Below are 19,145 nucleotides of genomic sequence, written 5' to 3' on the forward strand. Positions count from 1 at the left end.
CGACGCCGCTCACTTCGCGCCTTCGACGGTGGCCTTCAGCTCCCGCAGCACCGCCAGCTCGGTCTCGCTCGGCGGCGCCAGCTCGGTGGGCTGCTCGACGGCCTTCAACGGCCACCCGACGGCGGCCTGTGCCTGCTCGACCGTCGCACCCGGGCTGAGCTGGGTGAGGGTGAGCTCGCAGGTCTCCGGGTCGGGTTCCAGCACGCCCAGGTCGGTGATCACCTTGACCGGGCCCCGACCGCGCAGCCCGAGCGCTTCCCGGTCGCCCTTGCCGGTGCCGAAGCCGACGGAGGTGACGAAGTCGAGCTCGTCGACGAAGGCGCGCGGGCTCATCCGCATCACGATGAGCACCTCCTGGCAGGACGCGGCGATCTCCGGCGCACCGCCGGCACCGGGGAGCCGGACCTTGGGGTCGGCGTAGTCGCCACCGATCACGGTGGTGTTGATGTTGCCGAACCGGTCCACCTGCGCGCCACCGAGGAAACCGACGTCGATGCGGCCGGGCTGCAACCAGTAGTTGAAGATTTCCGGCACGCTGATCACCGAGTCCGCGGTGTCGGCCAGCACGCCGTCGCCGATGGACAGCGGCAGCCGGTCGGGCTTGGCGCCCACCGTGCCGGACTCGTAGATCAGCACCAGGTCCGGCGCGTGCGTGCGCCGCGCGAGGTTGGCGGCGGTGCTGGGCAGGCCGATGCCGACGAAGCAGGCCGCACCGTCGCGCAGCGACCGGGCCGCACCGACGGTCATCATCTCGTCAGCGGTGTATTCGGTGGTCATCGACCGCTCCTCTCGCACTGGACCTCGGTCTCCAGCCAGTTCGCGAACTTCTCCCGGTCCCGGCCGATCGGATCCCACTGCTGGTAGTAGGCGTTGTCGCGCTCGTAATAGCCCTGCGCGTAGGACGGGTGCGCGCCACCCGGGGCCTCGGCGACGGCGGTGACCACCCACTGCGGCAACACCACTGCGCCGGGGCGCGGGGTCAGCTCGTCGACGATCTCCTCGACGGTGACCAGCGAGCGCTTCGAGGCAAGCACGGTCTCCTTCTGCACACCGGTGATGCCCCACATCTGCACGTTGCCGGCCCGGTCGGCCTGCTGCGCGTGGATGATGCCGACGTCCGGGTTGAGCGCCGGCACGGCGGTCAGCTGCTCCCCGGTGAACGGGCACTCGATCGGCTTGATCGTGTCGGTCTGCGCGGGCAGATCGGTGCCGCGGTAGCCGCGCAGCACGGCGAAGGGCAGCCCGGAGGCGCCGGCGGCGTAGCGGTTGGCCATCCCGGCGTGGCTGTGCTCCTCGATCTCCAGCGGAACCGGCCAGGAGTTCTGGATGGCGTCGCGGAACCGGTGCAGCGAGCCGACGCCCGGGTTGCCGCCCCACGAGAAGACCAGCTTGCGCGCGCACCCGGCGCCGATGAGCTGGTCGTACACGATGTCGGGGGTCATCCGGATCAGGGTGAGATCGCGTCGGCCCTGCCGGATGATCTCGTGCCCGGCGGCGACCGGGATCAGGTGCGTGAAGCCCTCCAGGGCGATCGAGTCGCCGTCGTGGACGAGCTCCGCGATCGCCTCGTCGAGCTGCAGGATGCGTGCCACCCCGACCACTCCTCGTCTGTGCGCATAGTGAACAAGTGTGCTTTATGCGAACGATATGCGCACGCGGCGAGCCGGGTCAAGGATTTCCCCGCTTCGAGGGCAGACGAAAGCACCCGCGCCGATGTCCGGTCGCGGGTGCGTTCGTCGAGCTGCTTACGTTCGGTGCGTCAGAGTTCGCCGGTGTCGGGCAACCCGTCAGCGGGGAGCCCGAACACGCCGATCGCGGCCTCCGCGGCGGCGCTCGCCTGCAGATACCCGGTCTCGCCCCAGGACAGCAGGTCACCGGCCTTGCCTGGATGCACCAGGAGCCGCCGATACGTTCGGCCGCTGTCCGGATCGGGCGCCGGCGGGTGCACCCGGCTGATCACGGCGGCCATCCGCACCTGCGCGTACGGCGAAATCCCGTCGTCCACGCACTGATATCCCAGGTAGTGAGGCTCGTCTATGTCGAGGGTGACCTCTTCCATGGTCTCCCGCCGCAAGATGTCGGAATACTCGACCTCGCCGGGCTCGGGCCGCCCACCGGGCAGGGTGTGCTTCCTGCCATCCAACCGCAGCAGCACCCGGCCGTCGGGGACGAAGAGGAACCCGTACACCTGCCGCACCGGCAGGCCCTCGGGCACGGGACAGGTGTGCCAGCTGAACTTGGGCATCGGTGCGCATCCCCTCCCACGGTGCTGAGAAAGATCACCCTAACCGAGAAAGCCCCACAACCGCGCGATCACCACGCCCCACCTGGGCTGAATGCCGGGCCGCGAGTGCAGCTCGCGACCCGGCACGGATTCAGTTCGAACCGGGTACCTCGGCAGCGTTCCGGGATGTCAGGTTGATACGTCGGGCGAGGTCGTCGCGGCCGCGGTCGACGAACACCCTCTGCAGCTGCATTAGCAGACGTTCCTGCTCCGGGACGTCAACGGCGGTCAGGAATTCGTCCACCAGAAGACCGGTCGAATCCTCGTCAACGGCGCGCCCCAATCGGGCCTGCAAATCCTGGAACTCCTTCGCGACCTCGGATAACTTGTCGATCTTGTCCTGGTTGTCTGCGAACCACCATGCTGTGGCCCGAAGCGGATCGACGATCAACGGGCGGAGTCGCGCCGCAGTGTGCTCCCGCTGTTCGTGCTGCCACGAGATCACGATCTGTCGACGCGCCGCCTCCTCTCGCGTTTCCACTTCGGAGACGAGTTCAGGGTCTGCGGTCACGGACGCGCAATGAGCCCGAGCGGAGATCTCGGTCTTCTCCACTTCCTCCCAGTGCAGCAGTGCGATCGCCAGCTTTCCGTGTACTCGCTGGAGTTGGGTCAGCGAGTGGTCCCGGCTGAGCTTTTCGGCTCGCTGGGAGACTCCTTCCGCAGCGATGTCCCACGCGGACGGTGGAGCAGCGCCAGCTCCCGTCCATCGGCACTCCACGAACAGCTTGGCTTCGAACCGAAGTGACGGGTCGGTGCTGGGCAAGGCGACCAAATGCGGTCGACCGGCTGGACCGGTGTGGGCATCGGTGACCAACCGCTTGCGCATCGTCCAAGCTTGCCGACGGTGGTTCATGGCCTATTGCCTCCTCTCAACCGGCGATCGGCGTTCTACAGCCGGACCGGGTCAACCTCGTCCAGTCGCGTCCACAGCTGATTGACGACGTCGGACAGATCCTCATCCAGAGAGCTGAGATCCAAGTGCGTTCGACCGAATCGGCTGGCGTACTGCAGTTGAGCGATGCGACGGGAGTCATGTCCAGTGGCCGTGACCAGCGGCTCCACCAGGACATCGCGCTGCTCGGGCGAGGCCTTGGCTGCGGTGCTCAGCCAGCTCTCGGCCACCGGTCGCAAGTTGTCCGGCGGCATGGTCTCCAGGGCTCGCTGCCAGAACGCTGCCGCTGCATCTGCGTCGACGTCCAGGGGCCGGTCCTTGAGGACGGCCGCGACGCTCTTGGCTACTAGCAGTAACCGGGCCGGCGTGGCGTCGTCGAACCAGTCCGCCAGGTAGCGCAGGAATGTTGATGCGCCGAGCTCGGCTCCGATCTGCTCGATGGCCGTCTGAACTGCCTTGCGCACCATGTCGCTCTCGGCGTTGGCCAGGTGCTTGAGCCTGGTCAGCGCGACGCGTGGAAACGCTTGCCCAATCCCAGCGCAGACCTCTGCGGTCAATAGCTGGCGGTCCGTGTTGGGTTCGCGGGACCACTCCCAGAGCTTCTGCCGGATGGGCTTGCCCAACGACAGGTCCGTGGCAGTCGTGGTCAACAGCCGCACCGCGATCGATCGACGGTAGGCATCCGGCTTTCCACCACTGGTCCTGGCCCAGGAATCTGCGAGCAGGACAGCGATGCGATAACCGCCTTGGGCAGCAAGCTCGGCAGCGCGGTCCGCTACCTGTTCCAACTCTGCTTGTTGCAGGTCACGGATCTGGCGAGGTAGAGCACCGATCCAGTCCAGCAGCGTGGTCCGGAGGTCGTGATGTTCTCGCCAGATGTGTTGCAGCACTTGAGGGCCGGATCCGCGCGGCTGGAACGTGCGTGTATCCAGGTCAAACTCGTCGTCCGCGAAATGCATCAATCTGGTGTGCGGACTTGGCCTGAGCAAGGGGATTAACTCGGGCCGTTCGACCTTGCTGTGCGTCAAGAGCTCGTCGGATGCTGCCACGATGTGCTGGGCAGGCGCTTCCTCCAGCAGGCTTGCCGCCAGGAGCAGCGCAATCCATTCGGTGTTTCCTTGCTCTTGGTGTCGAATGATCTTCTCGCGCAGCTTGGGGGCCTGGGCCTCCGACCGCGCATCGAGAGCAGCTTGCAGTGCTGTCCAGGGATCTTCGCCGCTGGCATGACGATCAGCCACGGCTTCGGCAATTTCTTTGATCTGCGGTGGCCACATGGCGTCCAGGGCTTCCTTGGCGGCCCCTTCGCCGAGCTCCATCAGGTTCGGAACGGCAGCGTATTTGGCGAAAACCTCGATAGCGGACGGTTTCTTCAGCCAATGCATCCGGCCCGGAAGCCTGTCTTCGAATCTGCGTGCCTGCTCCTGCGGAACGATCAGGATGAGGTAACTCTGATAGGGTTCGTCGAGTTCTTTGGTGAATCTCGCCAAGTCGTGGCGAACGTTCTCGAGGTCTTCTTCACCGGCCCAGCGCAGATCGACGAGTACGACGGCGGGCTCATGCTTTACCAGCAGTGATTTAGTCTGCAACCCAACCTTCTGCTCGAACAGCTCCTCACGGACCACGAGTCCTGCGTGGTTCTTCTGCAACCCGTATCCCAGTTGCAGGGCGGCGGCGAACTGGCCGCCTTCGCGTTCCGTGGCAGTGATCATCAAGACGCGTCGGTCGCGCAGGATTTGGAACGCGGTTCCGGGCGCGTCACCAAGGAGCCCCGGAGGCGGCTGATACTGAATGGACAGCTGTTCAAGTGCTTCCTCGTCCTGCAAGCCGCGCCCGAGTCGCTGCTGGGCACGCGCGGTCGCAAGGACCGCTTCAGCGATCTCGTCGCCGATGATGTTCAAGTAGAGGGACGACTGGTCGATGTCCCCTTGTGCGGTGATGTTGCCGCTACCTGCCACAGAGTTGGTGGGTTGAGGGGCGGTCGCATCCGCCTCCACTCCAGGCTGGAGTGGAGGTCCTTCGCTCAGATCGGCGGTCGGCTCCGCCTCGGACTGGGGTGCTGGCGCTTCGTCCCGATCAATGTTCGGCGATGGCTCGGACTTGGTGGAACCCGGCGGTTCGAGGATGCCGAAGTCGTCAACGTTGTAGTCCAAGGCGCTCACCGCTTCTCTGCAGTGTCGTCGATGTCAACGCGTCGGCCGCTGGATTGCCCGAAATTGGAGTCGCCCTGCGTGTGGAAGTTCCCCGAGAACTCCTGCTTGTTCTGGGACTGGTCGATGCCGCGACCAGCGGTGGTGTTGTTGTCGCCGCGCACCGCGATACCGCCGTAGCTCTGTGCGGAGTCGTTCGTGAAGTCGCGCATCTCACCAGTCTGGACGACGTTGTCCGCGACTCCTTGCATGTTGTTCTGAACATGAGTGCTGCTGGGATTCGGTGCAGCTTCGTCATCCGGGATTGGCTCAGGCTGGCCGAATAGCAGCCCAGAACGCAGCAGCTCGCCGGAGGGCGCAGGCACGCGCAGGTATCCCAGCCCCGAGTACTCCTTGGCGTCGACAGTCAGCGGTGCCTGCACGAATTCGCTCGGCTGCCGAGCGGTGTGACCGGCCTTCACGACTTGTTCCAATACCGAGCCCGAGATCACCGACGCCACGTGCGTCACCGTGGAGTCGGAGTTGTCGAGTAGTGCCTTGACCGGTTTCGCGTCGACCATGCGGCCCACATCGACCATGTTCGTGCCGCTCGGGGAATCGGCGAGCAGTGTGTTGAACGCTTGAACAGGCCCCAAGTGCAAACTTGCTCGCAACCTGAGTGTGATGTTGTCGGCGCGGAGTGACGCTGCTCGGCGGCGCAGCTCGGCCTGAAGTGCATCGAAGAACTTGTCGACGACTACGGCGACCAGTTCAAGTCGAACGCTCATGAGGTAGCCGTCGCCGCGGTACGCGCGGAAGTGGTCGTCCCAGCCATCCCGCAGCCCTGTGCGGATCGCGGCCTGCTGCAGGACTTCCGCCAAGACCTGCACGATGGCCTGTTGCTGCGCGCTGTTGTGCTTGCTGAATCCGTGCACGTCGACAGCCAGGATGCCGATGTACTCGCCGATGGGGCGGCTGATCTCTCGGGACTGGTCGTCCACCGGTTTTACCTCCGCAGTCGTGTTCGTTGGACGGGAAGGAGGTTGCCCGGTCACCGCGCCGAGTTCTGTCCAGATGTGGACACAGCGGCGCTGCGGAATGTCAGCAGCGAGCGGGGGTCGGCGACGTGGAGCATGCCGCGTGAAATCCGGATCAGGCCGGAGGACTTCCACTTGGCCAAGACCGGCGTGATCGCTGATCGTGCTAGGCCGAGCGTGGCGGCCAGCTCTTCCTGGGGCATGGCGATCGTGGTGGGAGCCGGGTGGTCAGGGCCTGCGGCTTCAATCAACGTGGTGAGCAGATCTGCTAGACGCGTCGTCGTTGTGTGGTGGGCCAGTTGCCAAGCATGGGATGCGGTGGCCCGCACCTTGCCCATGATGTACCCGTCCAGTTGGTCCTTCAGCCCCAGCCCCTCGACGAGTTCGATGAATCGGGCATCGGAGAGCTTGGACGTGATACCCGGTTCGATGGCTTGAACAGTGGCTGACCTGGGCAGTCCGTCGCGGCTGGAGAACTCGCCGATCACGTCGCCAGGACCGCGGACAGCGAGCGTGATTTCGCGGCCGTCAGGCTCGGCGTAGACCACCTTCACCCGTCCGGAAAGGCATAACAGAACCCAGCCGCCTGGAGCGCCTTGGTCCAGCAAACGATCCCCAGCCCGATGCTTTGCTCTGAGGCCCTGCTGAACCAGGGTTGACCAGGCTCGGGTGGAAATGTGGGACCGGAAACCTCGTGCTGCGCGGGACTGGTTGGCCTCGTTCACATCCGTGTGTCTAATGCGTGATCTCGCCTGACTGGCCTGTGTCGAGCAAGATCACTCGATGAGCCGCCGAGGGGTCACGTCCGGTGATTTCGATACGTCCTTCTGGGGGTTGGTCAGCGGAAGTCGAGGACGACCTTGCCTGCTGAGCCGGGAGCTGCCAGTTCCGCGCGGGCCCGGTCGGCCTGTGCCAGCGGTAGGACTTCGTGCACGTGCGCGCGGATTCGGTGGTCTGCCACCGCGGGGAGGAGGTGGGTGCGGATCGCTTCGGCGATGTTGGCCCGGGCGTCGGTGCCGCGGGTTCGGAAGGTGGTGCCGATCAGGTGCACGCGGCGGTAGGCGAGGCGGTCCACGTCGATCGTCGACACCGGGCCGCTCGCCCTGCCGACCTGCACGACTGTGCCGCCGATGCGGGTGGCCGCGATGCAAGCGTCGAGGAGGGCGCCGCCGACGTGGTCGATGACGAGATCGACCCCTCGGCCGTCGGTGGCCGCGAGCACGGTTTCGGCGAGATCTTCGCTGCGGGTGTTGACCGCTCGTGCGCCGCGTGCGGTGAGCAGGAGTTCCTTCTGCGGGCTCGTGGTCGTCGCGAAGATCTGGTCGGCTCCCGCCCACTGTGCGATGTCCAGCGCGATCAGTCCGACGCCGGAAGTCGCTGCCGTGATCAGCACGCTTTGGCCTGGCGCGAGCTGTCCCTGGTTGAGCAGTGCGTCGTACTCCGTCATCAGCGCTGAGGGCAGTGCTGCGGCGGCCGGCCAGTCGAGTGCGTCGGGGACGGGGAGCGCGAGTCGGTGGTCGAACGCGACTTGGTCGGCGAAGGCGCCGTCGACCATCGCCATCACGCGATCACCGGGGCGCACTCCGGACACCGCGCTGCCGACCGAGGTGACGATTCCGGCGAGGTCCGAACCGACGACGTGCGGGCGGTCATGGCGGCGCTGGTCCGAGGCGTATGTGCCGGCCAGTTCGTCGAGGTCGGCGTGGTTCAGCGCGGTAGCGCGGACTTCGACGACGACCTCGTTCTCGTCTGGTTCCGGGGGCTCGACGTCGTGTCGTTCCAGCCAGGTGGAGCCTGCGTCGGTTGAGCCGAGGACGATCGCGCGCATGGTTCCGTTCTACCTCGGGCCACGGGCCCCGATGGGACGGTCCACTTCGGACTTACTGGTGATGGGCGAGGAGTGCCCCGGCGGAGACGGAGACAGTGGTGCCGAAATCGGCGCTGATGGTGGTCAGGGTTTCGCGGAGCCATTCGGTGTCGGGTGCTGAGGCCGGGTGCAGGCGCATTCGTCTGGACTGCATTGGCAGCATTCGTAGTTCGGCCAGGTCGCCGGAGGGGGCCAGGGCGGCGAAGAACAGCAGGCGGAGGTCGTCCCGGTAGTTCTCGTAGCCGGGGATTCCCTCGTAGTCGTCGATGAAGTCGCCGCAGCCGTAGAGGATCAGTCGACCGCGGTAGATCTCGATAGGGCGCGGGTGGTGGGAGGAATGGCCGTGCACCACGTGCACCCCGCCGTCGATCAGGCGGTGCGCGAAGCGGATCTGGTCCGCGTCCACGTGGTACTGCCAGTTGGTGCCCCAGTGCAGCGAGACCACCACGATGTCGCCGGGCCTGGTGCGTTCGCGGATCTCCGCGGTGAGTTCGGCGGCCCGCCGGTCGGAGAGGTCCGGTAGGTAGTTGATGCCTGAACGCTGTGCGGTCGCCGCCCAACCGCCTGGGATTCCGCTGGAGGCAGCGCCGCAGCCGAACACCGCGACCCGGCCGTGCGGCGTGCCGATCAGCGCTGGACGGTGCGCTTCGGTGACATCGCGGCCGGCGCCGACCCAGCGCAACCCGGCTCGGGACAGGGCGTCGAGCGTGTCGGTCAGGCCTCGGCGGCCGAAGTCCAGCACGTGGTTGTTCGCCAGGCTGCACACGTCCGGGTGGCCCGCGCGCAGGCAGTCCACGTTGGCCGGGTTCATCCGGTAGTGCACGCCCTTGCGGGCGGCGAAGTGGTCGTCGCGGGTGATGCTGGACTCGAGGTTGATCACCCGCACGTCCGGGGCGGCTTCGTCGATGGCCCGCAGCGCGCTGCCCCACGGCCAGGCGAAGCCGACCGGGCTGCGGATGGGGCCATTGAGGGCTTCGGCGGCCGCGACGTAGCTGCGCGCGTCGTGCAGGTAGAGCTCGTGCAGGTCCGGGTCGCCGGGGTGCGGCAGGATCTGGTCCACCCCGCGACCGGGCATCACGTCGCCGCACAGGAACAACCTGACCAGCGCCACGCCGCCTCCTTCACGGGCTGAGCACGATCCACACCTGCCCGAACCCGACCGGAAGTGGCTCGCCCGACGGGCCGGTGTAGGTGTTTGCGGCGTCCGGCGCCGTGCGGGACCAGGTGCCGTCGAAGGCCCGCCCGTCGCGCAGCATCACGACCGGACCGCTGCCGACGGTCTCGGCGATCGGGGACGGGTTGCCCGCTGCGTCGTGGATGGCGGATTGGCGTTCCTGCACCCGCTGGATCACCACGGTCGGTGCGCTGACACGGCCGGTGTCGACCGCGGAGTAGGGCGCGCCGTCCATCGACACCTGCCACCGCTGGGTCGGCGGGTCCCAGTAGAACGCCACGGTGGCCGCGGGGAACTGGACCTCGTAGTGGTCGGTCGGCGTGCCGCCAGCGGGTGCGGGGCCGACGGTCGGCCGGTTCTGGGCGGGCCAGTCCGCGCCTGGCGGGAGCTTGGCCGGGTCCAGGAACAGGTTGTGCGGGACCGGGCGCGTGTCGTCTCGGGAGTAGGCGTCGGGGTAGTTGGCATCGGAGGCATCGGTCAGCGGAGCCGCGTCGATCTGCGGGAGCAGTTCGGGCGCTGCGCCGGAGAAGGCCAAGGTCGGGTGGCCGAACTGGGGGAGCAGCTCGGCATCTGTCTCCCGTGCGCTGCGGACCGGACCGATCAGGGGCGGTAGCTGGCCGGCGAAGATCCCCAGCAAGCGGCTGTAGCCGCCCTCGACCGGTTCGACGTAGACGAGGTTCGCGGCGCCGATGCCCACCGGCGGCCGGGCTTCCGGCACGTTGTCGATCTTCACCGCGAGCACCGGTGCGGAAGGGGCTGCTGGTGCGCCGCCCGGTGGTGGCGCGGGAATCCCGGCACGCGGTGGCTGGAACGGGTTGCACGCAACTCCGCCGAGCACCGCGAGCACAATCAGCGCTGCGGCGAACAACGCGCGCAGCAACTCGCGCCGCATGGAAGCTCCCGGATCTCCCTCCAGGTCCAGGCTACGCCCGTGCGGTCAGCGCCAGGCGAACAGCGGCTGCTCCAGATCGGCCACCCTGGTGTGCCGGTCGTGCAGCACGACCTCGCGGAACTGGTGCAGCACGGCGGCCGTCGGCGCGTGGATGAGCGTGTCCAGCAGTGGCAGCTGGATCACCGGGCGGTCTGATTCGGCGATCTGCACGAACCGGGGCGGGACGTCCAGGTCTGTCAGCGGCACCAGGTCGACCCCGGCCACCTCGTCGGGGTTGGGCGCCAGTTGCGGAGCCTCGCCGATCCACACGACGATCGGCGTGATCACGTAGCCCGAGCGGGTCGCGTAGTCGTCCAACCGGCCGAGCACGTCATGTTCGTCCGCGGACACGCCGAGCTCTTCTCGCATCTCGCGCAGCGCCGCCTGGATCGCGTTCTCGCCCGGGTCCACCCGGCCTCCGGGTAACGCGAACTGGCCCGCGTGCGCGCGCAGCGTCGAGGCCCGTCGGGTTACCCAGACGCCGAGATCGCCGTTCTCGCTGGCCAGCGAGACGGCCACCGCTGCCGGTCGGCGGTTCTGCAGCGGAATGTCGGTGGTGGGGAACTGGTCCAGCCGGGTGGCGACGAGGCGGCGGGCCGCATCAGGGTCGGTGGGCAGCTTCGCGGGGTCGGACATCGTGCTCCTTTCGCTGTGACACGGCCGGGTCAGTCGGGTGGCATCCCGCGGCCGAGCAGGTCGAACGCCTGGTCCAGGAACTCGTGCGGGTCGACGTCCGGACCCGCCTGGTGCCAGGACTGGATGGAGGTGCGCATCGCCGTGATGGCGGTGCTGGCCAGAAGTTGGATGTAGAGGTCCTCGCGGTCGCGGCCGAGCCGCTGCGCCAGCCCGCTGGCCAGCGCTGCCTCCAGGTTAGCCTCGCTAACAGTCAGTCGGGGTGGGGCTGTTGTGGCCGTGACTGATGCCAATGGGGTTCAGTTGGCGCATCTTGTGGCTGGCGGGGGTGGGGCGTACGAGGTTCATGACCTGCCTGGGCGGTACGTGACCGTTGTTGCTTCGGCTCCTGGGATGCGGCCTGCTGTGGATCGGGTTGGGGTTCGTGGTGGGCGGATCGGGGGGTATGACTTCGTTCTGTCTTCGGATGAGCGGGTCGGGCGGGTCGTCGGTAGGGCCTTTGGGTCTGCGGTTTTCGGGTGGTGGGTGGAGGACAGCGCTCGCTAGTGTCCGCGCTGTATCACCGCTGATCGTGCGGTGGTGACGTCCGCCGACCCCACGGATACGGCAGGAGTGCCGGTTTCGGTTTCTGCTGGAGTTGGATGTGAAAGTCCTTGCCGTGCAGGGATTTTGTGAACAGATTTCAGCGATGATCATCGCATCGGGCGACCTGTATTCTGTCGAAAATCTGCTCGACAGTTGAGATCATTGATGTATGGCGCCTTTGATCGATGTGGTTGCGGGCCCGGCTGGGGCCTCCGGAGTCGTGGGGGCGCGTGATGTGGCGCAGCAGACCAGTTTTCGCGTGGAGAAGCTTCCTGCGGATTTGCCCGCTACGGCCGCGGCTATGGCCGAGGGTGCGATCGGGGTGGAGCACGCGCTCGTGGTTTCGCGGTGCGTGCGCAGCATGCCCGAGTACGCGCGGGTGCATCACCGCACATGGCCGTCACGATCGACTTCGACGACCTCAAGCGGGGAATCCTGCTCGGCGAGGAAGGCATGCCCGGCACGTTGGCTACGACGGAGCAGTCGATCAGCGCCGAGAACGTTCGTCGCATCGCATGTGACTGTGAGGTTCTGCCCGTCATGCTCGGTGGCGACAGCCTTCCGCTGGACGTCGGGGCCTCGCAGCGGACCACGCCGCCGCACATCCGTGCAGCACTGCTACAACGCGATGGTGCGTGCGCCTTCCCCAGCTGCGATCGACCGCTCGGGACACCGCAAGCGCATCAAATCGTGCATTGGGTCGATGGCGGTCCTACCGACATCGGCAACATGGTCATGACCTGCGCACCACCACCGCGTCATCCACGGGCGGCAGTGGGGCGTCGCCATCCGCGATGGGCGTCCGGTGTTCACGCCACCGTCCAGTGTGGACGTGACTCGAAAACCCAGACCAGGTGGCAAGGCATTGCCCGCCGCCTATTGCGACACCCTCCGGGATCTCATCCCTGTGCCCAGGGGCTCGGAGGGTGCCCTGTGATGCCCTGATTCCGCTGTCGCGTTTTCCCGGTTTATCCACGAGCAAGTGGGAATTGGTAGTTGTCGGAAATGCCACTTTCGCTGGTGGCGGGCGTTCGCGGGTTCAACAAGATTCGGGGCCCACGACCGCTGATCGATCGGAGGTCCGATGTTCAGTTCACGGCGCACCGCGGCCACAATCGCGGCAGCTGCCTGCCTTCTGCTGATTCCCGCAGCTCAAACGGGCGTTTCGGCCGCTCCCGACGACCTGGTCGCCACTCCAGCGGCCAACGCCGGTGGCACCGCGGTTTACACCGTGCCGGACACCGACAGCCGCAGCAGGACCGAGATCAACCGCATCGGCGCGCAGATCCTGTCCGTCGCCGGGAACTCGGCCACCGTCGAGGCGACCCCCGAACAGGCCGAGCGGCTCCGGGCCGGCGGGTTTGCGCTCCAGAAGCAGCAGGACGTCATCAGCGCGCTCGACCAGCTCAACCTCGGTCGGCAGGCCGGTCCCGGCACCGCGGCCTTCCCGCCGGACGACCAGGGCTACCACGACTTCGACGAGGTCAACCAAGTCCTGGACCAGGCCGTCGCCGAGCACGGTGACATCGCGGCGAAGTCCAGCGTCGGCAGGTCCTTCGAGGGTCACGACATCCCGATGCTGAAGATCAGCGGGAACGTCGCGGAGGATGAGGCCGAGCCCGAGGTCTTGTTCAGCTGCAACCAGCACGCGCGGGAGCACCTGACCACCGAGATGTGCCTCCGCATCATCAACCGGTTCACCGACGGGTACGCCTCCGATCCGGCCATCAAGGAGATCGTCGACAGCCGCGAGATCTGGATCGTGCCGGTCGCCAACCCGGACGGCTCCATCTACGACGTCGAATCCGGGGAATACCAGGGCTGGCGGAAGAACCGGCAGGACACCGGCACCGACACCAACCGCAACTGGGACTACCAGTGGGGCTGCTGCGGCGGCTCCAGCGACGACCCGAACTCCGAGACCTACCACGGCAGCGCGCCCTTGTCCGCACCTGAAGCCAGCGAGCTCGCCCGGTTCGTCGACTCCCGCGTGGTCGACGGCGTCCAGCAGATCAAGGCGCACATCGATTTCCACACCTTCTCAGAACTCGTGCTCTGGCCCTACGGCTACACCGACGCCGACACCGCCGAGGGCATGACGCAGCAGGAGTACGACCGGTTCGTGCGGGTCGGCACCGAGATGGCCCAGACCAACGGCTACACCCCGGAGCAGTCGAGCGACCTCTACGTCACCGACGGCAGCGTCAACGACTGGATGTGGGGCAAGCACAAGATCCTCTCCTTCACCTTCGAGATGTACCCCTCCAGCGGCGGCATCGATGGCTTCTACCCACCCGACGAGGTGATCGAGCGGGAAACCCAGCGCAACGACGCGGCAGTCGACATCCTGCTGCGCGAAGCCGGGGCCTGACCCGCGAGTTGACGGCCCGCTCAGGTATCAATGGGCGGGCCGTCGACATCCACAACGGGAGGGCAGATGACCGACGAGCGAGTCGCGGTGGTGACCGGTGCCGGATCCGGTGTCGGCCGGGAGATCGCGCGAGCATTGCTCGATGCTGGTTACCGGGTGGCACTGGCCGGGCGACGCCTCGAACCGCTGCAGGAAACCGCGCAAGGATCCCCGGCGGCGCTCGCTGTGCCCACTGACGTCAGTGATCCCGAGTCGGTCGCTGCGCTGTTCGACGGGGTGCGCGAGCAGTGGGGGCGTGTTGACCTGCTGGTCAACAACGCGGGCACCTTCGGCCCTGCTGGATCCGTCGGCGAGCTGTCGCACGCGGACTGGCAGGACGTCGTGCAGATCAACCTGACCGGCTCGTTCCTCTGCGCCCAGCACGCCTTTCGCATCATGAAGGAGCAGCAGCCGCAGGGCGGGCGGATCATCAACAACGGGTCGATCTCCGCGCACAGCCCGCGGCCGCGCAGCGTCGCCTACACCGCGACCAAGCACGCCATCACCGGCCTGACCAAGTCGATCTCGCTGGACGGCCGTCCCTACGACATCGCCTGCGGGCAGATCGACATCGGCAACGCCGCCACCGACATGACTGCGGGCATCGCCACTGGAGCAGCCCAGGCTGACGGCACCACTCGCCCCGAACCGACCTTCGATGCGCGGCATGTTGCCGAAGCCGTGCTCTACATGGCCGGACTGCCGTTGTCGGCGAACGTCCAGTTCCTGACCATCACCGCCACCGCGATGCCGTTCATCGGACGCGGCTAGACCTCCTGCCACGCCTTGGCCAGGAGCTCGTAGGAGCGCGCCCGGTCGATGTGGTCGTGGGTTGCGATCCCGTTCTCCACCCCGGCGGAGGCCACCCACCGCGTTCCAGTGGACCGACGAGCAGCGGGAACTGGTCGCCGACGGCGCGGACGCTGTGCCCCATGGCGCGTACGGGGCGGCGAGTTCGCGGGCCGCTTCCTCGGCCGGGTGGACACGCATTTCGTGGGCACACCGGACGCCATCGCGCGCGGTTTGGCGACGCTGCGCGACGTGACCGGGGCGGGGCGGCCGTCCTTCCTGCGGGCGTGAACCACCGCGGGCCAGATTCGTCCACAGTGGATGAAAGAAGAGAGGTGCGCGGAGTCAGCGCCGCGGACAGGCGGCGGAGATGGCCCGGAGGAGAGCCACGTGGTCCCGGGTGACCGGCTGAACCGGATGCGCCATACCTGCAACGCTAGAACCGAAATCGCCGCAGCATCAACGAAACCCCGCTGCTGCCCACAATGTGGGCGCGCCTCACCGCAGTGTGATGACAGCACTCCCCGCAGGCACCACCCGGCCGATCACAGCAGCACCGGGAACCTCGCCGACCACCAGCAGGCCACCGGAGGTCTGCGCGTCGGCGAGCAGCAGCTGGTCCTCGCCCGAGGCCGGGCCGACGTCGAGGTGCGGCCGGACCCAGTCGAGGTTCCGCCGTGTCCCGCCGCTGACGAAACCCGCGCGCACGGCATCGCGGGCCCCGTCGAGGTACGGAACGGCTGCGACGTCGATCTCCGCTGAGGTTCCCGAAGCGCGCATCATCTTGAACAGGTGCCCGAGCAGCCCGAACCCGGTGACGTCGGTGGCGCACACCGCACCCACCCGCAGCGCCGCGGCGGCCGCGTCCCGGTTGAGCGTCGTCATCGCTTCGACGGCGTGTGGGAAGCGTTGCCCGGTGCGCTTGTGACGGGTGTTGAGCACGCCAATGCCCAGGGGTTTGGTCAGCGAGAGCGGCTGGCCGGGGCGAGCGGTGTCGTTGCGCAGCAACCGATCTGGATCGACCAGGCCGGTCACCGCCAAGCCGTACTTGGGTTCGGGATCGTCGATGCTGTGACCGCCGCCGATGTGGCAACCGGCCGCCGCCGCGACCTCGCATCCTCCTCGCAACACCTCCGCGGCCAGCTCGAACGGCAGGACTTCGCGGGGCCAGCTGAGCAGGTTCACCGCGACGATCGGCGTGCCGCCCATCGCGTACACATCGGACATCGCGTTGGCCGCTGCGATGCGTCCCCAGTCGTGTGGATCGTCCACGACCGGGGTGAAGAAGTCCGTGGTGGCCACGATCCCGGGTCCGCCGTCCGGGCGCACCACGGCCGCGTCGTCACCGGTGGCCAGACCGACCAGCAGCTGCGCACCCGGGCTGGTCACGTCGGTCACCACACCACCCAGCACCGCTTCCAGCTCACCCGGCGGAATCTTGCACGCGCACCCGCCGCCGTGCGCGTACTGGGTCAGGCGAATCGGCTCCGAGCCGGTCATACCGGGCATTAGAGCACCGATGGCGGGAGAGCACAGCGGAGCCGAGCCACACCATAGGATGGCGATCGTGCCGTTCGTGAAAAGTGCCGACCAAGCCGAGATCTACTACGAAGCGCACGGCAGCGGGGAACCACTGGTGCTGCTCAGCGGGCAGGCCAACACCCACCACTGGTGGGACAACGTGCACGCCGACTTCGAGGCCGAGCACCAGGTGATCGTGCTGGACTACCTGGGCACGGGGGAGAGCGACAAGCCAGCCGATGCTGACTACAGCGTCTGCCGCTTCGCCAGCGATGTGATCAGCGTCCTCGACGAGCTCGGTATCGCCCGCGCGCACGTCTACGGCACGTCGATGGGTGGCAAGGTCGCCCAGTGGCTGGCGATCGACTACCCGGACCGCATTGGTGCGCTGGCTCTCGGCTGCACCTCGGTCGGCGGTATGCATGGGCTGAAAGCCGCTCCGGAGATCACTCGCGCGTTGGCTCAGCGGTCGGTGGAAGCTGCCCGCGAGGCCCTGATCGACCTGATGTACAGCCCGGAATGGTTGCGGGACAACCCCGGCCCGTACGTGACCCTCGGCGGTCCGATGTCCGGCCACGCCCGTCGCGCGCACCTGCGCGCCAGCAACGGCCACGACAGCTGGGCGGTGTTGGACCAGGTCACGGCGCCGACGCTGGTGCTGCACGGCACCGACGACGAGTTCAGCCCGGTCGACAACGCGATGATCCTCGCCAACCGCATCTCTGGCGCCGAAGTGCACTACCTGGAAGGGGCCAGGCACGCCTACTTCGAGGAGAAGCGCGAGGAAGCCTCCGGCGCGGTGCTGGACTTCCTCGCGGAGCACCCGCTCGACTAGTCGCGCGGTTCCGGGTAGGTCTCGGGCAGGCCGAATGCGGGGAACACGCTGACGTCGAAGAACGCGACCGCGTGCTGGACCGCGTTGCCGTCGAGTTCTAAGACCTGCAGGTGGAACGGCCGGAAAACGTCGTCGGGCCCGCGCATGTAGACGCCGAACGCCGCCTGGCCGTTGGCCCGTGCGGGCAGCAACCGCAGGTCGTCCGACTTGGCCGGGCAGTTGAGGTCGACCAGCCGGCCGATCTGCTCGGCGCCGCGCACCCAGGTGGTGAACGGCGGCATCTCCCAGATCGCTTCAGCGGTGAACAGCTGCACGATGGCGGAGATGTCCTTGGCTTCGAACGCGGTCACGTAGCGGTCCAGCAGCAGCTGTTGCTCCGCGGTCAGCGGCTCGGGTGTGTCGTCCTGCGAGGGCTTGACCTCGGAGAGCTGCGCACGGGCGCGCTGCAGGATGCTGTTGACGGCTGCCGTGCTGACGCCCATCGCCTCGGCGACCTCGGAGGCCTTCCACTTGAGCACGTCGCGCAGGACCAGCACCGCACGCTGCCGGGCGGGCAGGTGCTGGAGGGCGGCGATGAACGCCAGCCGGGTGCTCTCCCGAGCGCCGACTATGGTGGCCGGATCGGTCGGGTCGTCGGCGATGGCCGAGTCCGGGATCGGCTCCAGCCAGGTGATCTCGGGCCGCTCCACCAGCTCGTCACCGGGGATCTCGCTCGGGCCGCCGAGCCCGGTCGGCAGCGGGCGGCGCTTGCGGCTCTCCAACGCGGTCAGGCAGGCGGTCGTGGCGATCTTGTACAGCCAGGTGCGCAGCGACGAGCGGCCTTCGAACCGGTCGTAGGCCCGCCACGCGCGCAGGTAGGTCTCCTGCACCAGGTCCTCGGCGTCGTGGAGCGAACCGAGCATCCGGTAGCAGTGCGCGAGCAGCTCGCGCCGGTACGGATCCGCCGCGGTGGTGAAGTCCTCGACGGCCATGGTGGCGCCCATGGCGTCCCCCTTTCGGCTGCTCCTGTTGCGACTCTAGGGCGGTGCCGGTCGTGTTGGCGAGACCGGCGCGGTCGCTGGAACAGTAATCGGAGGTACCGACAGGAATGGCCGGAAAGGTCAGCTGCGGCCCTCGCGCCAATAGCCCATGAAGGCCACGGACTGCTTCGGAATGCCGTACTCGCTGACCAGCATCCGGCGCAACCGCTTGATCACCCCCGCCTCGCCAGCCAGCCAGCCGTAGAGGCGGCTCGGCGCGGTGTCCTCGGCGGGAACCTCCCAGAGCGCTTCGGTGTCCACGTCGATGTCGTCCAGCTCGGCGGAGTCGGGGGAGGACTGGGTCGTGGGGGAGGACTGCGGATACAGCTCGGCAAGGGCGGTGGCGACGCCTTCCTCCAGCAGCTTGCCGTGCGGCGCGCCGGTGCAGCGGGCGAACCACCGGACGTCGACCCCGGCGGGAACCTGCCAGTCCTGGCGATCCATCTCCTCGGGCACCTCGAGGCAGACGACGCCGCGGGCGCACGGGGGCAGGCTCTCGACGATGGCGGCGACCGCAGGCACCGCGGTCTCGTCACCGGCCAGCACCAGGTGACTGGCCGACTCCGGTGGCGCCCACTCGCAGCCCCACGGACGTCCGCAGCCGGGGCGGTCCGGGCCGAGTAGCCCGATCTGCTGGCCGGGGCAAGCGGTGGCGGCCCAGTTGGAGGCGGGTCCGCCGTGCCCGTCGGTGGTGCCGTGCAGCACGAAGTCGACGTCGAGCTCGGCGGTGTCGGCGCGGAAGGCGCGGACCGTGTAGGTGCGCAGCGTCGGGCGGATCTCGTCGGGCTGCGCCAGCCACCGCTGGTACCAGTCCGGGGCGTCCGGGAAGTCCGCGACCGTGCGGCCGGGCTGCGGCAGCACCAGCTTGATCCGCTGGTCGTCGCCAGCGGCGCCGAAACGGCGCAGGCATTCGGCGCTGAAGGTGATCCGGACGAAGCTGGGGCCGAGCCGCTGGACCCGCGTCACGTCGACGGGGAACAGCCGGTAGTCCGGCCGGAGCTGTGCGGTCTGCGTGCCTGCCATCCGAAAACCTCCCGAGATC

19 protein-coding genes are annotated in these 19,145 nt (G+C 67.6%); 4 read left to right on the plus strand and 15 right to left on the minus strand.

All coding sequences use genetic code 11. The annotated features are described in order from the left end of the window. Positions 1–9: 9 nt before the first annotated feature. From ACWCO2_RS12905 to ACWCO2_RS12960, 12 genes are all read right to left on the minus strand, one after another. Positions 10–777 (minus strand): CoA-transferase subunit beta, encoded by a 768-nt coding sequence (locus tag ACWCO2_RS12905; RefSeq protein WP_450127916.1) that lies wholly within the window; start codon positions 775–777, stop codon positions 10–12. Continuing rightward, on the minus strand, positions 774–1,592 hold the full coding sequence (locus ACWCO2_RS12910) for a CoA transferase subunit A (protein ID WP_450127917.1): 819 nt from the start codon (positions 1,590–1,592) through the stop codon (positions 774–776). Before ACWCO2_RS12910 ends, ACWCO2_RS12905 begins: the two co-directional genes overlap by 4 nt. A 167-nt stretch (positions 1,593–1,759) precedes the next feature. After that, a complete protein-coding gene (locus ACWCO2_RS12915) occupies positions 1,760–2,245 on the minus strand; it encodes an NUDIX domain-containing protein (protein ID WP_450127918.1) in 486 nt (161 codons plus the stop codon). 130 nt (positions 2,246–2,375) lie between these two features. Further along, positions 2,376–2,837, minus strand: coding sequence for a hypothetical protein (locus ACWCO2_RS12920; RefSeq protein ID WP_450127919.1), 462 nt, complete (start codon positions 2,835–2,837; stop codon positions 2,376–2,378). 335 nt (positions 2,838–3,172) lie between these two features. Beyond that, positions 3,173–5,326 (minus strand): hypothetical protein, encoded by a 2,154-nt coding sequence (locus ACWCO2_RS12925; RefSeq protein ID WP_450127920.1) that lies wholly within the window; start codon positions 5,324–5,326, stop codon positions 3,173–3,175. A gap of 5 nt (positions 5,327–5,331) precedes the next feature. After that, positions 5,332–6,303: a hypothetical protein gene (locus tag ACWCO2_RS12930; protein WP_450127921.1), complete on the minus strand. Its 972-nt coding sequence runs from the start codon at positions 6,301–6,303 to the stop codon at positions 5,332–5,334. A gap of 50 nt (positions 6,304–6,353) precedes the next feature. Next, positions 6,354–7,064, minus strand: coding sequence for a Crp/Fnr family transcriptional regulator (locus tag ACWCO2_RS12935; RefSeq protein WP_450127922.1), 711 nt, complete (start codon positions 7,062–7,064; stop codon positions 6,354–6,356). 113 nt (positions 7,065–7,177) lie between these two features. Next, positions 7,178–8,167 carry a quinone oxidoreductase family protein gene (locus ACWCO2_RS12940; protein ID WP_450127923.1) on the minus strand — a complete coding sequence of 330 codons (990 nt, stop codon included), beginning with the start codon at positions 8,165–8,167 and terminating at the stop codon, positions 7,178–7,180. 52 nt (positions 8,168–8,219) lie between these two features. Next, positions 8,220–9,317, minus strand: coding sequence for a CapA family protein (locus ACWCO2_RS12945; protein WP_450127924.1), 1,098 nt, complete (start codon positions 9,315–9,317; stop codon positions 8,220–8,222). 10 nt (positions 9,318–9,327) lie between these two features. Further along, positions 9,328–10,272, minus strand: a complete 945-nt coding sequence (locus ACWCO2_RS12950; protein ID WP_450127925.1) for a DUF3048 domain-containing protein — start codon at positions 10,270–10,272, stop codon at positions 9,328–9,330. 45 nt (positions 10,273–10,317) lie between these two features. Then, a complete protein-coding gene (locus ACWCO2_RS12955; protein ID WP_450127926.1) occupies positions 10,318–10,947 on the minus strand; it encodes an NUDIX hydrolase in 630 nt (209 codons plus the stop codon). 29 nt (positions 10,948–10,976) lie between these two features. Next, positions 10,977–11,237 (minus strand): acyl-CoA-like ligand-binding transcription factor, encoded by a 261-nt coding sequence (locus ACWCO2_RS12960; RefSeq protein WP_450127927.1) that lies wholly within the window; start codon positions 11,235–11,237, stop codon positions 10,977–10,979. Positions 11,238–11,922: 685 nt separating this feature from the next. Between ACWCO2_RS12960 and ACWCO2_RS12965 the strand changes: the two genes are divergently transcribed. The 3 genes from ACWCO2_RS12965 to ACWCO2_RS12975 all read left to right on the plus strand — a co-directional run bounded on the left by ACWCO2_RS12965 (position 11,923) and on the right by ACWCO2_RS12975 (position 14,710). Beyond that, positions 11,923–12,474, plus strand: a complete 552-nt coding sequence (locus ACWCO2_RS12965; protein WP_450127928.1) for an HNH endonuclease signature motif containing protein — start codon at positions 11,923–11,925, stop codon at positions 12,472–12,474. A 139-nt stretch (positions 12,475–12,613) separates the two neighbouring features. After that, positions 12,614–13,900, plus strand: a complete 1,287-nt coding sequence (locus ACWCO2_RS12970) for a M14 family metallopeptidase (protein WP_450127929.1) — start codon at positions 12,614–12,616, stop codon at positions 13,898–13,900. A gap of 66 nt (positions 13,901–13,966) precedes the next feature. Further along, the gene (locus ACWCO2_RS12975) at positions 13,967–14,710 is read left to right on the plus strand and encodes an SDR family oxidoreductase (protein ID WP_450127930.1); all 744 of its coding nucleotides are present in this window, start codon (positions 13,967–13,969) and stop codon (positions 14,708–14,710) included. A 516-nt stretch (positions 14,711–15,226) separates the two neighbouring features. Here the strand turns inward: ACWCO2_RS12975 and selD are convergent. Beyond that, positions 15,227–16,228: a selenide, water dikinase SelD gene (selD, locus tag ACWCO2_RS12980; protein ID WP_450127931.1), complete on the minus strand. Its 1,002-nt coding sequence runs from the start codon at positions 16,226–16,228 to the stop codon at positions 15,227–15,229. A 58-nt stretch (positions 16,229–16,286) separates the two neighbouring features. On the opposite strand from selD, the gene ACWCO2_RS12985 reads away from it, so the two are divergent. After that, positions 16,287–17,084 (plus strand): alpha/beta fold hydrolase, encoded by a 798-nt coding sequence (locus tag ACWCO2_RS12985; protein ID WP_450127932.1) that lies wholly within the window; start codon positions 16,287–16,289, stop codon positions 17,082–17,084. Here the strand turns inward: ACWCO2_RS12985 and ACWCO2_RS12990 are convergent. Together ACWCO2_RS12990 and ACWCO2_RS12995 are read right to left on the minus strand one after the other, a co-directional pair. Next, the gene (locus ACWCO2_RS12990) at positions 17,081–18,067 is read right to left on the minus strand and encodes a sigma-70 family RNA polymerase sigma factor (protein ID WP_450127933.1); all 987 of its coding nucleotides are present in this window, start codon (positions 18,065–18,067) and stop codon (positions 17,081–17,083) included. The two genes, ACWCO2_RS12985 and ACWCO2_RS12990, sit on opposite strands and share 4 nt — an antisense overlap. 117 nt (positions 18,068–18,184) lie before the next feature. Beyond that, complete coding sequence (locus tag ACWCO2_RS12995; protein WP_450127934.1) at positions 18,185–19,126, minus strand: siderophore-interacting protein; 942 nt, start codon at positions 19,124–19,126, stop codon at positions 18,185–18,187. Positions 19,127–19,145 lie beyond the last annotated feature (19 nt).

The sequence above is a fragment of the Saccharopolyspora sp. NPDC002376 genome (assembly GCF_053593195.1).

Excerpts from the sequence above, each read along its gene's own strand:
- ACWCO2_RS12940 (WP_450127923.1), bottom strand. The coding sequence starts at position 8,167 with ATGCGCGCGATCGTCCTCGGCTCAACCGACGCAGGCTCCACCTGGCTG.
- ACWCO2_RS12955 (WP_450127926.1), bottom strand. The coding sequence starts at position 10,947 with ATGTCCGACCCCGCGAAGCTGCCCACCGACCCTGATGCGGCCCGCCGC.
- ACWCO2_RS12990 (WP_450127933.1), bottom strand. The coding sequence starts at position 18,067 with ATGGGCGCCACCATGGCCGTCGAGGACTTCACCACCGCGGCGGATCCG.
- ACWCO2_RS12950 (WP_450127925.1), bottom strand. The coding sequence starts at position 10,272 with ATGCGGCGCGAGTTGCTGCGCGCGTTGTTCGCCGCAGCGCTGATTGTG.
- ACWCO2_RS12985 (WP_450127932.1), top strand. The coding sequence starts at position 16,287 with ATGGCGATCGTGCCGTTCGTGAAAAGTGCCGACCAAGCCGAGATCTAC.
- ACWCO2_RS12915 (WP_450127918.1), bottom strand. The coding sequence starts at position 2,245 with ATGCCCAAGTTCAGCTGGCACACCTGTCCCGTGCCCGAGGGCCTGCCG.
- ACWCO2_RS12965 (WP_450127928.1), top strand. The coding sequence starts at position 11,923 with ATGGCCGTCACGATCGACTTCGACGACCTCAAGCGGGGAATCCTGCTC.
- ACWCO2_RS12970 (WP_450127929.1), top strand. The coding sequence starts at position 12,614 with ATGTTCAGTTCACGGCGCACCGCGGCCACAATCGCGGCAGCTGCCTGC.
- ACWCO2_RS12995 (WP_450127934.1), bottom strand. The coding sequence starts at position 19,126 with ATGGCAGGCACGCAGACCGCACAGCTCCGGCCGGACTACCGGCTGTTC.
- ACWCO2_RS12975 (WP_450127930.1), top strand. The coding sequence starts at position 13,967 with ATGACCGACGAGCGAGTCGCGGTGGTGACCGGTGCCGGATCCGGTGTC.
- selD (WP_450127931.1), bottom strand. The coding sequence starts at position 16,228 with ATGACCGGCTCGGAGCCGATTCGCCTGACCCAGTACGCGCACGGCGGC.
- ACWCO2_RS12905 (WP_450127916.1), bottom strand. The coding sequence starts at position 777 with ATGACCACCGAATACACCGCTGACGAGATGATGACCGTCGGTGCGGCC.